The organism is Chryseobacterium sp. NG-CE01, from assembly GCF_055695505.1.
Genome location: NZ_CM146369.1, coordinates 2,683,700 through 2,699,162 on the forward strand (window position 1 = coordinate 2,683,700; position 15,463 = coordinate 2,699,162).

A 15,463-nucleotide genomic window follows, 5' to 3' on the forward strand; every position below is an offset into this window, starting at 1 on the left:
ATGAAAAGATATTGGCAAATATAATTATTTGCGTGAAGAAAATCCTTACCTTTAGTCATTATCAATTTGATATCTGCTGATATCAGAAAATAGGGCAGAAGATCACAGAATCTTTGATGGTTGTTAATAACTCTCAGGATTATTCTTTTCAATCTGTTTTCTATTTATTATATTTGTAAAAATTTATTTTTAAATCTATGAAATTTATTATTTCAAGTGGTGAACTGCAGAAAGCTTTGCAAACTGTAAGTGGCGTAATATCAAGCTCTCAGTCGAGACCGATTTTAGAAAATTATCTTTTTGAATTAGACGGAACTCAGGTTACCATTACAGCATCCGATGGCGAGACGACTCTTGTGACTTCTCTTGAAGTAAAGTCTGATGACACGGGGAAATTTGCCGTTCCTGCCAAGATTTTTCAGGATTTTATCAAGACCTACGGAGAACAGCCATTAACGCTTGTTGTAAAAGACAATGCAGAAGGCACCGGAAGTCAGCTTGAAATTTTAGATGAAAAAGATAACTTTGCCGTAGCGCTGGATAATGCAGACGACTATCCGGAACTTCCTGAGTTTGACGCAGCACAAAGTGTTACCATGTCAGCAGGTGTTTTGTCTGAAGCACTTACCAATACTCTTTTTGCTACAAGTAACGACTCTCTTCGTCCCGTAATGACAGGGGTTCTGTTCCAGTTTGGAGAAAATGAAACCAACTTTGTTTCTACCGATTCTCACAGACTGGTTGTTTACAAAAGAAGTGACCTGATGAATGCCGAACCTATGGAATTCATCATGCCGAAAAAACCGCTGAACATTTTCAAGAATATTCTGGCCAGCTCAAACGACGATGTAACCATCGATTTCAATGAGAATATGGCAAGATTCACCTTCGGAAAGCATACATGGATCTGTAGGCTCATTGATGGGAAATATCCGAATTATACAGCGGTAATCCCGAAAGAAAACCCGAATGTATTAACAATCAACAGAAACCTTCTTTTAGGAGCAATCAAAAGAGCTTCCATTATGTCAAACAAATCGACCAACCAGGTGCGATTCAAATTGTCGGCAAATATTCTTCACCTTCACGCAGAGGATACGGAATATGCAAACAAGGCAGACATGCAGATTCCTTGCGATTATAACGGAGAAGATATCAATATCGGATTCAGCTCTAAATTCTTAACCGAAATGTTGACAATTCTTGGTTCAGACGATATTACCATGAAAATGTCCCAGCCAAACAGACCGGGAATTATTGAGCCTCTTGACGGTCTCGAAGAAAACGAAAGTATTTTAATGTTATCCATGCCGGTAATCGGATTATAGCATTAGTTTAAATAAAATTATAAAGAGGTCTTGATTTTCAGGACCTCTTATTTTTTGAAGCTTTTTCCCGCTTTTCGCACTCGCTATTTTACAGTTTCGGCGGCGCGGCGGAGCCGCGCCGCCGAAACTGTAAAATGAGCTCAAACAAAGCTGCAATCGGGGCTAGGTAGTAGTGTTTGATGGAATATTAGAGGAAATGGAAGACTTTTGTCATGTTGAAAACATCTAAGCGTAGTATTAGAAAAGATCCATGTGTAAAAGTTTTCAGCAGACTAATCTTGTTAAATAAGCTCATTGCAATAAATCTGCATAATCTGCACAATCAGCGGGAGAAACAACAATCAGCTTTAAAAAATAGGGTTTACCTGCCTGTGGCATACCAAACTTACGTAACAACATTAAAAAATCTGCGCCATCCATGGAATCCGCGGGAGAAAACAACAATTAGCTTAAGAAAATAGTATTTAGATGCTTCCAGCATGACAACTGCATGCAAATTTCTTTGTAATAAAAAATCTGCGTCATCTGTGAAATCCGCGTGAGAAAACAATACCTCAGAAATTATAAGAAAGGATAACAAAAATTCCAAGGACCGTACACCAACGAAGGAAGACAGTGAAAGCTGATAAAATTAACGCTGAAAATTCATTATAAATTTCCCTGTTTCTCAAAAAAACACGACATTTGTAAAATTAAAAATTCAACAAAAATTTTTCAAAATAGATCAGGTGAAAACATAAGATGACATCTGCTTCTGGAAAAAATAAAAATTATCAGATGAAAATATCAAACAATTGGCTTAAAGACTTTATCAGAACGGAATTGAAAACTGAAAAAATCGGTGAATTCCTTACAGATATAGGCCTAGAAGTTGAAGGGATAGAAAAATTTGAAAGCATACAAGGCAGCCTGGAAGAAATTGTTGTGGGTAAAGTTCTTACCTGCGAAAAACATCCCAATGCGGACAAACTCAAAAAAACAACGGTAGACGTTGGAAACGGGAAAATCTTAAACATTGTTTGCGGGGCTCCAAACGTAGAAGCCGGACAAACGGTTCCCGTTGCCGTAGTAGGAACAAAGATCTATGATAAATCCGGAAGCTTTTTTGAAATTAAAGAAGCAAAAATCAGAGGTGAAGTTTCCCAGGGAATGATCTGTGCAGAAGACGAATTGGGATTGAGCGACGACCACGGAGGAATTATGGTTCTTGATGAAGAAAAATTTGAAGTCGGAAAAAAATTCGCTGATTATTTTGAAATTGCAAATGACGAAGTTCTGGAAATAGGTTTAACGCCTAACAGAACCGATGCTATGTCTCACTATGGTGTAGCAAGGGATCTTCATGCATATCTTTCCACAAACAAACAAAAATCTGAGTTTGAAAAAGTTTCTTCAGTAGTACTGAGCAACGAAGGAACAAACGATTTCAGTTTAGTAGTGGAGGACGCTGAACTGTCTCCAAGATATATCGGAGCGGTGATTGAAGATATAAAAGTAGCGGAATCTCCGGCATGGCTGAAAGACAGGCTGAAAGCCATCGGCCTAAGCCCCATCAATAACGTGGTGGATATTACCAACTATATTCTTCACGGATTTGGTCAGCCGCTTCATGCTTTTGATGCCAACAAGATTGCAGATAAAACAGTGAAAGTAGGAACTGTAAAAGAAGGAACAAAATTCACAACCCTTGACGGTGTGGAAAGAACGCTGAACGGTTCTGAAATCATCATCAAAGACGGAAAAGACAACCCTATGTGTATTGCAGGAGTTTTCGGAGGCGCAGATTCAGGAGTTTCTAATGAAACAACAACAATCTTCCTGGAAAGCGCTTACTTCAATCCTGTAGCAGTACGGAAAGCGGCAAAATTCCATGGGCTGAATACCGATGCTTCATTTAGGTTTGAAAGGGGAGTAGATCCTAATATTACCAGAACAGCAATCACGCACGCCATAAAAATGATTCAGGATCTTGCCGGCGGAAAACTTGCCGGTGAATTGCTGGAAGAATATCCTAAGAAAATTGAGGATAACTACGTGATCATCAGATTTTCTAAAATCGAGCAGATTTTGGGTACCAAAATCCACAGGGAAAAAGTAAAAGAGATTTTAAAGGCACTTGATATTCAGGTGTTAAATGAAATACAGAACGGGTACGAGATTTCTGTTCCGGCATACAGAGCTGATGTGACGAGAGAAATTGACGTCATTGAAGAGATTTTAAGAATTTACGGATACAATAAAATTGATGCTCCTCAGAAAATATCTTTTACACCGGTAAAGCTTCATGCAAAAGATCAGGATGAACTAGAAAACAGCTGGGCAAGAACATTGCAGAGTCTGGGTTTCAATGAAGTGATGAACAACTCATTAACTTCCGTAAAAGATGAAACAGACGCGGTAAAACTGTTGAATCCGTTAAGCAGCGATCTTGCTTTTATGAGAAAATCCTTGCTGGAAGGGCTCTTACAGAATGCGATCTATAATATCAACAGGAAAAATCATGATATCAAATTCTTCGAATTTGGAAAGATCTATCATAAAAAAGAGAAATACGAAGAAAGAAAGCAATTGGCCATTCTTGTTTCGGGAAGAGATGTAGCTGAAAACTGGCTGCAGCCTAAATCTGCAACAAGCTTCTACAATTTAAAAGCATACGTAAAGGTATTGCTGGAGAAATTAGCAATTGATTATAAAGAAGTTGCTTTGTCTGACGATAGGTTTTCTGATGCCCTCGCTTATGAAGCTGATGGCAAGGCATTGGTAAGAATAGGGAAAGTTTCCGCTCAGATGCTGAAAGATTTTGATATCGATCAGGAGTGCTTTTACGCGGAAATCGAACTGGAATTTGCCCAAAAGCTGCGTTCTCAAAATGAACTGAAATTTAAAGATATTCCTAAATTCAACAAGATCCGAAGAGACCTTGCCTTATTGATTGATAAGCACGTGAATTACGAAGACCTTTATCAGGCTGCGAAGAAAAATAAATCGCCTTACATTAAAAACATCAACCTTTTTGATGTCTATGAAGGAAAAAATCTTCCTGAGGGTAAAAAATCTTATGCGATGAGTTTTGAACTGCTGAATGAGGAGAAAACGCTTGAAGAGAAAGAAATTACGGCAGTAATGGATTCTCTGATTAAATCCTTCCAAAAGGAATTCAATGCGGAACTAAGAGGTTAATTTCTTTACAATAATATTAAAAAGATTAAATATTAATAGAAGCGGGCTTTAGCCCGCTTTTCTAATAACCATATCAGGTCGGCTTTAGCCAAAACATACAATTAAAGGCGCAAATATTTCACCAATAAATTGAAGTGTTTCACCATGATCTCATGATTTGCGAACAGCAATTTCAACTATATTTTCTTTAAAAATTTCATTAAAAACTGTCGTTAAAAGAATAATAAAATCTTCTCAAGAGCGTTTAAATAATAATATTTCCGTAAATTTGATTGAATCAAAAAGAAAAAAATGAAAAATCTTTTTTTAAGTATAAGTACGGCAGTGGTTTTGGTTTCCTGCGGTGCGATGTCCGGTTCGGCTTCAAAAGTAGGGAAGGCACAGCCTTCACTGGCCGGTACAAAATGGGCTCTGGCTGATAATGTGAAAGGAAAAATTCCTACCCTGAATATTGAAGGTGAAAAGATCAGCGGAAATACGGGATGCAACAACTATTTCGGAACAGCTAAAGTAGAACCTTCCACAGGGAATTTCTCTGCCGGACAGATGGGTTCTACCAAAATGGCTTGTGAGAATATGAGCGTAGAAAAGAATTTTATGGATATGATGTCCAAAGCCAATAAATATGTCATCACAGGAAATGTGCTGGAATTATATCAGGATAACCTCCTTCTTTTAAAATTCAATAAAGCTGAATAATAATAAAAAGAAAAGGAACTCAGATGAGTTCCTTTTTTATGTTTAGATTGTATTAATCTTCCTCTTCTTCGTCGTATTTGGCCAACTCTTCATCGCACCATTTAAACGCAGCTTCCACTACTTTTGTAGCCTCATCCGCCATAGTTTCCTCATCGTCGCCTTCAAGATCATCCAGCCATTCCACTTCTTCCTCCTCAACATTCAGGATGAACCTCGGATATTCTGTGTGAACTACGAACAAATCTTCTGGAAATTCCGAATTATCTGCTAATAAAAACTTTGGTAATTTCATTTTTTTAATGTTTTAACTTTAAATCAAAGATAATAAAATTATTGGTATTTGTTCTTGTCTATCTTTATTTTTTGTAAAACTTTGTACCTCGTTAAAGTTGTTTTCCGTAAAGTGTCTTTCGGCTTAAAACTCAGTGTAATATTCGGATTTACGGTGCTGATCAATTCGGCAACCTGTATCTTGTCCAGGTCTTCAGCAGTTTCCAGAAAAAATTGTAAAGGTACCTTGTCCAGTTTTTCAGACTGTAAAAAATGTTGCATCTCTTTCCTGTTTTCCAGGTAATTTCCTCTTGACAGCCATGTGAAGAGCATCCCTGAAACAATACTCAAAAAGCCGATTGCATATACTTTACGAGTAAACACCAGGAACAGTTTTCTGAAATATATAAGCCACACCGGAAAGCTAAAGGGCGCCATTAAACGGTAATCAATTGGATTAACAGAATAAAAATATTGAATGAAATAGGAACAGACAATTCCCGCAACACTTATAAAAATAAAGAAAGATTCAGTCTCGGTAAGTTTATATCTTATAAAAAGCCAGCATATCAAAAGAATGTTCAAAAGTCCGATACCATAGATCGCATAGTTAATAAGCCCTCCTCCCGGATTTGCAATATGAATGAAAGGATTAAAAGTGGTACACAGACCCTGAAATAATTCAGCCAACAGCTTGGAAGTAGGATGAAGGCCGATTTCAAGGAATTCATTGACGTAGTTTTCATTAAAATAATCTATGAATAAAAATTTATATAAAACCACGAATATACCGCCGATTAACCCTGAAATAATGAAGACCGCCGAGTATTTTCTCTTCATAAAAATCAATCCGAAAAGTCCGGTTCCGGCCATGATGAAAAGCGAGCTGTACCGTATATTGTAGAGTGCAATTAAAGATAATGAAAGATAAAAAACAGCTTTCCCTTTTTCCAGTTTACCTTCAATGATTAAAGAACAGGTATAGAGAAATAACAGTACAAACGGCAGTATCAGCGCTTCGCTCATCGTATAAGAATAAATCGATAGAAAGCTAAAGAGCGCACTTAAAACGACCGATTCTTTAAAGAAAAACTTCTTTTTCCAGGTAAAAAAAAGAATGAACAGAAATGATGAAATTCCTACGATTTTACTGCTCCAGAATTCATCTGCCCCAAAAAAAGTAAAAAATTTAATACTCAGAGGATATCCTAATGGAGTAGTGGTATTATCAATTGTAGGAAAAACATGGGCAAACCGCATGTAGCGTATAGAATCCGGGTTGGTTCTGCCTTTTTCGTTGAGTAAAAAACGCAAAATGATCATCATTAACGTAATGATGATCATTGATATCTGAATATTTCGTTCTTTAAATTTCATCGGTGGTGAAATTAATCAATTTTGTAAAACAAATCAATTAAAATTCACTGTTGCCTATTCACCGTTCATAATTCTTATTTTGCAAACATCTTTGCTACTTTTTCTGCTTTTTTGCTTTCCGAGTAATCGTAGAAACCTTCTCCTGATTTTACGCCTAATTTTCCCGCCATCACCATATTTACCAATAAAGGATTCGGTGCGTATTTAGGATTTTTGAAGCCGTCATACATTACGTTAAGGATTGCCAGACAAACATCAAGACCGATAAAATCTGCCAGCTGAAGCGGTCCCATCGGATGAGCCATTCCCAATTTCATTACCGTATCGATTTCCTCAACACCGGCAACACCGTTGTATAAGGTTTCGATAGACTCATTGATCATCGGCATCAAGATTCTGTTAGCCACAAATCCCGGATAATCATTAACTTCCACAGGAACTTTCCCTAAGGTTTTGCTCATTTCATAAATCGCATCAAAAGTTTCTTTAGAAGTAGAATATCCTTTAATAATCTCCACCAGTTTCATGATCGGAACAGGATTCATAAAGTGCATCCCGATTACTTTATCTGCTCTTTTAGTAGCAGCTGCAATTTTCGTGATGGAAATAGAGGAAGTATTGGTCGCCAGAATACAGTTTTCGGGTGCAAATTCATCCATCTGACCGAAAATTTTCAGCTTTAATTCCTGGTTTTCCGTTGCTGCTTCCACGATAAGATCTGCAGAACTCACCGCATCCTGAAGTGCAGTAAAAGTATTAATATTGCCTAATGTTTCAGCTTTTTGTTCTTCTGTAAGGTTTCCCTTGGCAATTATTCTGTCGAGATTGGTAGTAATGGTTTTCAGCCCTCTGTCCAAAGCTTCCTGAGATACATCTACCAGGTTTACTTTAAAACCGCTTTGTGCAAAAGTATGGGCAATACCATTTCCCATGGTTCCGGCTCCGATAACGACAATGTTTCTGATCATTTTTCCTTATTTAGTTAATTATTTATTTTATTAAAGTTATATTTCTTCCGTTCAGCAATTCTGATTTTTTTATCATTTCGGTCTCGTCGAAACTCACATTCCCGTCTCTGTTGGGTTTTTTCATTCTGTTTTGGGCGTCAATTGCCGCTTTAAGACCATTTACAAACTGAGCTTTCTGTAATTTGGAAAGCTTATCGTTCCCGATATAAAGGTTGAATTCACCTTCTCTTCCTAATCCGTTCTGTCTGTACACCTCGAAATTCTTCACCTTGTTCTTTTTCTGGAACTGATTGATAAAGTCCATCACCGGCTGATCCGACGGCGTACCGCAGCAGATACTGTGATAACCGATCACAAAGTAATTTTCATTTTTCTGGGCAAAGAATAATACTGTGCTGAATAATCCTATGGTTAATAATACTTTTTTCATTTTTAACGGTTTTAAAATTAAGCTTAAATTTTTACTTATTAAAATAATCCCAGACCGACTTTGAAATATCCGAAATCATTTTACAGTTGACCACATCCGTTTCCGTTGAGTTACTGATAAATACAGCTATTGCATAATGCCTGCCATTCGGTAAAGTGACGATGGCAATTTCATTTTCAGCGCCTGTTAAGCCCGCATTATTCTTTCCGGAAGCTCCCGTTTTTCTTGCCACCGGAGTATCTTTCGGCAACTGCTCAATTAATTTGTTCTTTCCTGTAGAAGTGGAAAGCATTATTTTCATCAGGTAATCCGTAGACATTTTGGAGAGTAATTTTCCGTCATAGAATTTTTTCAGGACGTCTGTTGCAGAGGCTGCGGTGCTGTAATTTTCATACTGCGCGTTCCAGTCTTCATGCATTTCTGCTTCATTAAATTTTATCTGAAAACCTTTCACTCCTTTAGCATCCATAAATTTCTGCACCTTTTGTGTTCCTCCCAGTAATTTCAGGAGAATATCGCAGCCATTATTGTCACTCTTAGCAACCGTATATTCAAGGATTTCACTTAAAGGTACGCCGGCGTTTCCTTCCGGATATTTGTCACGAAGCGGCGACCAGGTATTTTCCAGTAAATTGGTTTTATCTAAAAGAATTTTCTGATCTAAAGACAGTTTTCCCTTATCAACATAATCCAAAACGGCTGCAGCAATATGAAATTTAAACACGCTCTGCATCGGGAGTTTCTTGTCAGCGTTTTTATTGTATTTAAAACCATTTTCAAAGCCCAGAACAGAAATTCCTACCGTAGCATTTTTATCTTTAATAATTGCGCTGATTTTTTGTTCTAAAACAGATTGCTGGCCAAAAACAAATGCCGAAATCAAAACAAATAATAACCCGATTTTTTTCATAATATTTTGTTTGATATTTTACCGCAGGAGGTAAAGATAGTTTATAGTGCTAATATTTTAGCTTATTTAAAGTCTGCAAAATAATAAACTCAGAAATTTTAGCTAATGTATTCTATTGTATAATAAAGATTAGTGCTAAAATCTGTTGTTTCTTTTGCGGTTAAAAAATTAAAAAAATAAATCCCTTTCAGATAGCTAAAAGGGATTTGCAATTTAAGATTTTTTCTTATTTCACCTCAAAATAATTAAGGTTTATGCCGTCATTTTCAAAATAGATCCGGATTTTGTTTTCTCCTTTTTTAAGGCTGATGCCTTTCACCGAAAGGGTTTTCCAGTTCTCATTGCCGCCTGTGGAAGCTAGTGAAACGGTAGATAATCGTTTTCCTGAAGCATCTTCAATCCTGATTTTTGCTGCATTGTTGCTTGCATAATTAATATCGAAAGTATAAGCTTTATCAGCTTTTGCACTAATCGTATACTGAAGCCATTCCCCGCTTTCTGTTTTTCCTACGTAATACTCATTATCAGAGGTTTTATAAATATCTACACCGTCATTTCTCAGCTGGTTTCCGGAATTCCAGTCAGATCTTTTTTCAGGATCACTTACCCAAAGGTTGACAAAATCTTTATCGAGATAAGCTGAACCCATTCTTCCCAAATCATAATCGGCTGCCAAAATTTTACCGGGAGCCTGAAGGTTTTTAAAAGGTTTTGTGGAAGCATCCGTTGTTTGCCTGAACATCGCATCGATCACATCATTTTTAATCTCTACATTGCTGAATTTGTAATTTTCTGCAATTTGCATCAATGCTTTTCGGGCAAATTCTTTTGAAGGTTTTTCGCCGCCGTTCTGCCAGTAATCTAATAATTTCTGATATTCAGGAGTGATTTTTACGTTGGTAACTCCTGCAATATTATCGATTTTTTTCATTGGCCAGAATGCATAGCCGATGTTGTGTTTATCCAAAAGCTGGATCAGCTCCGTAAACCACACATTAGAGTTTTCACCTGTTTCTCCCAGCCAGATCGGAATATTATGCTTTTCACGAAGATCCAGTGCAAACTTAATGGTTGCATCATCCGTATAATTCCAGTATTTATGGAAACTGAAAGCCATATTGTTGTCCCAAAGCGGCGTAAGTCCATTGTAATTATTTCCCCAGCCGTTTCCTTCAATAATGATGATGTGCTTTTTATCAACCGTTCGAATGGCTTCCGTAATATCTTTCTGCAGCTTCCAGAGTGGTGCATTCGACATTTCATCGGTTCCGTTCGGATTTTTTCCGGTGAAGTTGATGTTTGGTTCATTGATTAAATCATATCCTCCGATCCATGTTTCATCCTTATATCTTTCTGCCAGTTTTTTCCAGAGCGCAATTGTTTTTTTCTGGTTTTCATCACTTTCCCAAAGAGAAGGTTTCGATTTGTCGTTATCGGAAATATTCACGTCATTTCCCTGTCCGCCCGGAGCAGCGTGAAGATCCAGAATCAGGTACATTTTATTGTCGGCACACCATTTTAAAAGATCATCGGTCATTTTAAAGCCTTCTTCCAGCCATGTATTTTGCCCTTTTTTCGGCTCTTTTTCAATAGGCAAAGTATACAGATTATAATGCATCGGAAGCCTGATCGAATTGAATCCTGCTTTCTTCAGAAAATCAATATCCTGTTTTGTGATGCCGTTTTTCTGATATGCTTTGTAGAACTCATTCATTCCGTCTTCTCCAATAAGTTCAGCAATTTTTTCTTTTATTTTGTACTGAGGACCCGCAAAATCCCCGGTTTTCAGCATGTATCCTTCCTGAAGCATCCATCCTCCAAGGCCGAGGCCTCTCAGTTGTATGTTTTCACCATTGTCATTAACAATCTTTTGACCTTCAGTTTTTAAAAGCTGTGATGTCCCAAATTGAGACAATAAAAAAGCGGATAATAGGAGGGCTCGTTTCATAGTTGTTTTAATATTAAATATTATGGGGTATTTTTAAGAATTATTATTTGATAATCACAAATATATTTAAAATTTATTGAATAAAAACCATATAGCCCTGCAATATGAAATTAAGGTTTGTTGAAAATAAAAAGAGACTGCTAATTTTTAGCAGTCTCTTTTCGTATGTATTGTTGTCTGAATTATTTCTTCTTGTAAGCAGCGTCTTTAATTCTCGCTTTTTTACCTCTAAGGTCTCTGAAGTAGTAGATTCTTGATCTTCTAACTCTACCTCTTCTGTCAACTTCAATTTTTTGAAGAGCAGGCATGTTGATTGGGAATACTCTTTCTACACCTACATCACCAGACATTTTTCTGATCGTGAAAGTTTTTGTAGAACCGGTACCTCTTAATTGGATAACTGTTCCTTTGAAGAACTGAGTTCTTGTTTTCTGACCTTCTTTAATCTCGTAATACACAGTGATTGTATCACCTGCTTTGAATTCAGGGAATTCTTTTTTTGTAATGTACTTGTCTTGTACGTACTTTAATAAATCCATTATTAATAAAATAAAATGTTAAGGCTAAGCAACTTACACGGACTTCGTCAGAGGTTGAATAACAGGTTGCAAATATACAAATCTTTTTTTCAATATTCCAAACACATTACTATTAAAATATAATGAAATTTTAAAGAAAATTTCGGTTATAAATTAATATTTCCTTGAAGTTGGCATCAACTACAGTTTACATGCGTATTTTACTTTTGCACGATGATAAAAAGGGTTTCTTCAGCCTTACTGTTATCAGCTAAACTATTAAAACATTATACACATTGTACTCATGAAACAGCTCTTATTCTTTTTTTGCTTTGCCGTCCAGATGGCTTTCGGGCAGGCTCTGTATCCTTATTTACAGAATCCTACATCAACTTCAATGATTGTCAGCTGGAAAACTTCATCCAATAATGAAACAACCGTTTTCTATGGAACAAGCCCAGCCAATCTTAATGTGACTTTTACCGGAACCACCAATATATTTTCCGATACCGGTTACAACAATAACTATTATTATCATACGGCAAAAATCACCAACCTTCAGCCGAACACGAAATATTATTACAAAATCAAAACAGGAAGCAGCGAATCGGCTGTTTACAATTTCAGAACACTGCCTTTACCGGGACAGGCTGCTACTGCCAACGGAAAAATCCGTTTCCTGATTATGGGAGACAATCAGATCAAGGCAGAACCGAGATATGACACCTTGACGCTGAATGCCTATAAAAAGCTAAAGGAAAAGTTCGGTCCAAATTCTGACCCTTCCGATAATGTTGCTTTGACTTTTATGGTCGGAGATCAGGTGGATGTGGGAACACTCGATCATTATGAAAATGTTCATTTTAAAAAGAATATCAATCTTTCACCATATCTTCCTATACAGACCACGGTAGGAAATCACGAAACCTATGGGACGCTGGGAATGAATTCTTATTATGCCCACTTTTATATTGATGAAATAAAATATAAAAATATCTCATCCGGAAATGAAAACTATTATGCCCAACAGGCTGGCAATGTTTTATTTATCAGTTTGAGTTCTGAACATACCGGTTCTGCACAAATGACCTGGCTGCAGCAGATTTTAAATGCGGCTGAGAACGATTCTACTGTAGACTGGATTATTTCTTTAAGTCACAGACCTTATCAGGCAGAGCAATATGTAGGAGATATTTCAACCTGGGTAAGAAACAGCGCCGTTCCTCTTTTAACCACATCTTCAAAATATTTAATGCACGTAGGAGCGCATCACCATTTGTATCACAGGGGACAGCTGAAAAATACGCCGAATTACCAGATTATTTCCGGTGGCGTTGCCTGGGACCAGTATTGGGGAATGTCTACCGAACAGGATTTTGATGATGTTCAGAAAACTCTTACTGACTGGACATACCAAATCGTGGAAGTGGATGTCAATACAGGCAAAGTGGATGTTGAATCCTATTCCATCGGAGGAGTGTATCATAAAAAATATAATGAACTGATTGACACTTTCCACCGCTATAAAAATCAGCCTAAGCCGGCAAAGCCTGCTATTTCAAACACATTTACCGCACCGGTTACTTTACCTCTTACACTGAACGGATCAGCTTTTTCAAGTTCAAACGGAGAGTTGTTGAACACGACTCAGTTTCTCATCAGTAAAGCTGCCGATTTTTCCATTATTGAAAAGGAATTTTACAGAGATTACGAAAACTGGTTCGGGAAAGACGGAAACGGAACACCTGATATTACCAAAAACCTTAATGCAGGTGTTGACATTACAAAAGCTACCATCGGTGCAAACTCTATTACCAACGGTGTTTATTATGTGAAAGTACGCTACAGGGACCGAAATATGGAATGGAGTGACTGGAGCGATGTAAAAGAATTTACCGTTACGGGAAGTGTTGTTTCAAACCCTGTTTTTACTTTAAATAAAACAGAATATCTGCAGAACGAACCAATTACAGCCAATTTTACAGATGGTCCGGGCAATAATCAGGATTGGGTAGGAATTTACAGGAAAGGCCAGAATCCTGCGGCGGTAACTTCCCAGGCTTATGTTTATACCAACGGACAGACATCCGGAACAGCTTCATTTCCGAACGGAATTGCCACGAAAGGTCAGTATTTTGCAGGCTTCTTCGCAAATAACGGCTATACCGAAATTACCCCGAGAAAAAACTTTTATGTAGGACCGAAAGTAGTTCTAACAACAACTTCTGATGTGTATCCTGTCGGCGGAACGGTAACCGTTAATTTCTCCAATGGACCAAATCTTAGCAAAGACTGGATCGGAATCTATAAAATGGGACATACGCCGGGGAATGTAAATTCTACACAGTGGAGCTATGTGACAACGGCTTCCGGAACACTCAATTTTACAGGTCTTGCAAAAGGATATTATTATGCACAGTATTTCTTAGAAGATGGTTACACGACAATAGGCGAAAAAGTCTTCTTTAAAGTCGGAGATATTGTAACCGAACTTTGGACCAATAAACCTGTTTACATTAGGTGAAAATATCACAGCTTCCTGGACCGATTCTCCAGGCATCATCAAAGACTGGCTGGGAATTTATCCTCAGAATATTACCGTTCCGGATGATAATTTTATTTCTTATACATATTTTGACGGAATTACCCAGGGTACAAAAACCATTCAGGGAACAGCAGTTCCAACAACGCCGGGAAATTATTATATGGTGATGTTTACCAATGATTCGTATACCGAAGTATCTAACAGGGTACAGTTTCAGGTAACCGGTTCAACGCTGGGTACGGCCGAAACAAAAAGCACTGAAAAAAACGTAGTCTTATATCCGAATCCTACAAAACCGGGAGAACCGACCTTTATTAAAAGTGATTATCCTATCGAAAAAATAGAATTGCTGTCGGCAAATGGAGATCTTCTTTATGAATCAAAGAATATCAACAACCAGCGTTTCTCTTTAGTAAATGAAAACCTTCCGAAAGGCGTATATTTTGTAAAAGTACATACCAGAAAATTATTTACGTTAAAATTAATCATCCAGTAAAGAGTCCCGAAGGGACGACCTAGACCAGCATTGGACGTAAGTCCAATAAAAAAAAATTAATTTGAGAGAAATTCAATAAAAAGAGTCCCGAAGGGACGACCTAAAACAGCATTGGACGTAAGTCCAATGAATAAAAATAATTGGTCAGGTTAAAAGAAATATACAATAAAGAGTCCCGAAGGGACGAACTAAACTAGCATTGGATGCAAATCCAATGAATAATAAAATAAATCAATTTTACATTAAAAAAATCGGCAAAAATTTTAATTTTTGCCGATTTTTATATTTATTCATCAGTAGATTTCAGCGCCCAAGCTATTAAAGGAGCTTGCATAAAAAGCCTAGCAAATCTTTGATTATCGGTATTTAATCCGAAGGAATCGCGTCTGTTTTTATACTGGGCAATATTTCCGGGAAGTACGGCTGCAAAAAAGCCCGCTACAATTTTACCCATTGTCTTCCTGTACTTTTTGGGTGTAACAATTACCGCCGTTCCCAATGCTATTTCGGCAATTCCGGAATATACAACGGTGTCATCTTTTTCCAGAGGAACCCATTCCGGAACCTGCGCCTGAAATTCTTTTCTTGCAAAAGTAAGATGTCCGATTCCTGCGGTGATAAGAAATGCGCCAAGCGCAACCCTTGAAATGTTTTTCGTTTCCATATGATAATATTTTGTGACGTGATGATTAACAGTAACCAAAATTCAGACCATGAAAAAAATCAAAATATCCGGAACGTCTGGATATATGAGAAAAAGTATTAAATTTAAGCCAACAGAAAATCTAATATTT

13 protein-coding genes are annotated in these 15,463 nt (G+C 37.3%); 5 read left to right on the forward strand and 8 right to left on the reverse strand.

Annotated features, from left to right (window positions below):
• The first annotated feature begins 197 nt into the window (after positions 1–197).
• The 3 genes from dnaN (at position 198) to ACYT6F_RS12555 (ending at position 5,207) form a co-directional block, all read left to right on the forward strand.
• Complete coding sequence (dnaN, locus tag ACYT6F_RS12545; RefSeq protein WP_029297223.1) at positions 198–1,328, forward strand: DNA polymerase III subunit beta; 1,131 nt, start codon at positions 198–200, stop codon at positions 1,326–1,328.
• Positions 1,329–2,105: 777 nt separating this feature from the next.
• The gene (gene pheT, locus ACYT6F_RS12550) at positions 2,106–4,508 is read left to right on the forward strand and encodes a phenylalanine--tRNA ligase subunit beta (RefSeq protein ID WP_472598009.1); all 2,403 of its coding nucleotides are present in this window, start codon (positions 2,106–2,108) and stop codon (positions 4,506–4,508) included.
• A gap of 291 nt (positions 4,509–4,799) precedes the next feature.
• Positions 4,800–5,207, forward strand: a complete 408-nt coding sequence (locus tag ACYT6F_RS12555) for an META domain-containing protein (protein ID WP_169230930.1) — start codon at positions 4,800–4,802, stop codon at positions 5,205–5,207.
• Between the two features lie 52 nt (positions 5,208–5,259).
• Here the strand turns inward: ACYT6F_RS12555 and ACYT6F_RS12560 are convergent, their stop codons facing one another.
• The 7 genes from ACYT6F_RS12560 to rplS form a co-directional block, all read right to left on the reverse strand.
• Positions 5,260–5,499 (reverse strand): hypothetical protein, encoded by a 240-nt coding sequence (locus ACYT6F_RS12560; protein ID WP_002977986.1) that lies wholly within the window; start codon positions 5,497–5,499, stop codon positions 5,260–5,262.
• 38 nt (positions 5,500–5,537) lie between these two features.
• On the reverse strand, positions 5,538–6,854 hold the full coding sequence (locus tag ACYT6F_RS12565; protein WP_472598010.1) for a hypothetical protein: 1,317 nt from the start codon (positions 6,852–6,854) through the stop codon (positions 5,538–5,540).
• 74 nt (positions 6,855–6,928) lie between these two features.
• Entirely contained in the window at positions 6,929–7,819 is an 891-nt protein-coding gene (locus ACYT6F_RS12570; protein WP_472601119.1) for a 3-hydroxybutyryl-CoA dehydrogenase, read from the reverse strand.
• 25 nt (positions 7,820–7,844) lie between these two features.
• On the reverse strand, positions 7,845–8,252 hold the full coding sequence (locus ACYT6F_RS12575) for a hypothetical protein (RefSeq protein ID WP_472598011.1): 408 nt from the start codon (positions 8,250–8,252) through the stop codon (positions 7,845–7,847).
• Positions 8,253–8,283: 31 nt separating this feature from the next.
• Positions 8,284–9,162 (reverse strand): CGA/CIA family class A beta-lactamase, encoded by an 879-nt coding sequence (bla-A, locus tag ACYT6F_RS12580; RefSeq protein ID WP_472598012.1) that lies wholly within the window; start codon positions 9,160–9,162, stop codon positions 8,284–8,286.
• A gap of 226 nt (positions 9,163–9,388) precedes the next feature.
• Positions 9,389–11,110 (reverse strand): cellulase family glycosylhydrolase, encoded by a 1,722-nt coding sequence (locus ACYT6F_RS12585; protein ID WP_472598013.1) that lies wholly within the window; start codon positions 11,108–11,110, stop codon positions 9,389–9,391.
• Positions 11,111–11,292: 182 nt separating this feature from the next.
• The gene (gene rplS / locus ACYT6F_RS12590) at positions 11,293–11,649 is read right to left on the reverse strand and encodes a 50S ribosomal protein L19 (RefSeq protein ID WP_034709455.1); all 357 of its coding nucleotides are present in this window, start codon (positions 11,647–11,649) and stop codon (positions 11,293–11,295) included.
• A 283-nt stretch (positions 11,650–11,932) separates the two neighbouring features.
• On the opposite strand from rplS, the gene ACYT6F_RS12595 reads away from it, so the two are divergent.
• The gene (locus ACYT6F_RS12595) at positions 11,933–14,152 is read left to right on the forward strand and encodes a purple acid phosphatase family protein (protein WP_472598014.1); all 2,220 of its coding nucleotides are present in this window, start codon (positions 11,933–11,935) and stop codon (positions 14,150–14,152) included.
• Positions 14,153–14,339: 187 nt separating this feature from the next.
• Entirely contained in the window at positions 14,340–14,669 is a 330-nt protein-coding gene (locus ACYT6F_RS12600; protein WP_472598015.1) for a T9SS type A sorting domain-containing protein, read from the forward strand.
• Positions 14,670–14,955: 286 nt separating this feature from the next.
• On the opposite strand, the gene ACYT6F_RS12605 is transcribed toward ACYT6F_RS12600, so the two are convergent.
• Positions 14,956–15,333 carry a DoxX family protein gene (locus ACYT6F_RS12605; protein ID WP_472598016.1) on the reverse strand — a complete coding sequence of 126 codons (378 nt, stop codon included), beginning with the start codon at positions 15,331–15,333 and terminating at the stop codon, positions 14,956–14,958.
• Positions 15,334–15,463 lie beyond the last annotated feature (130 nt).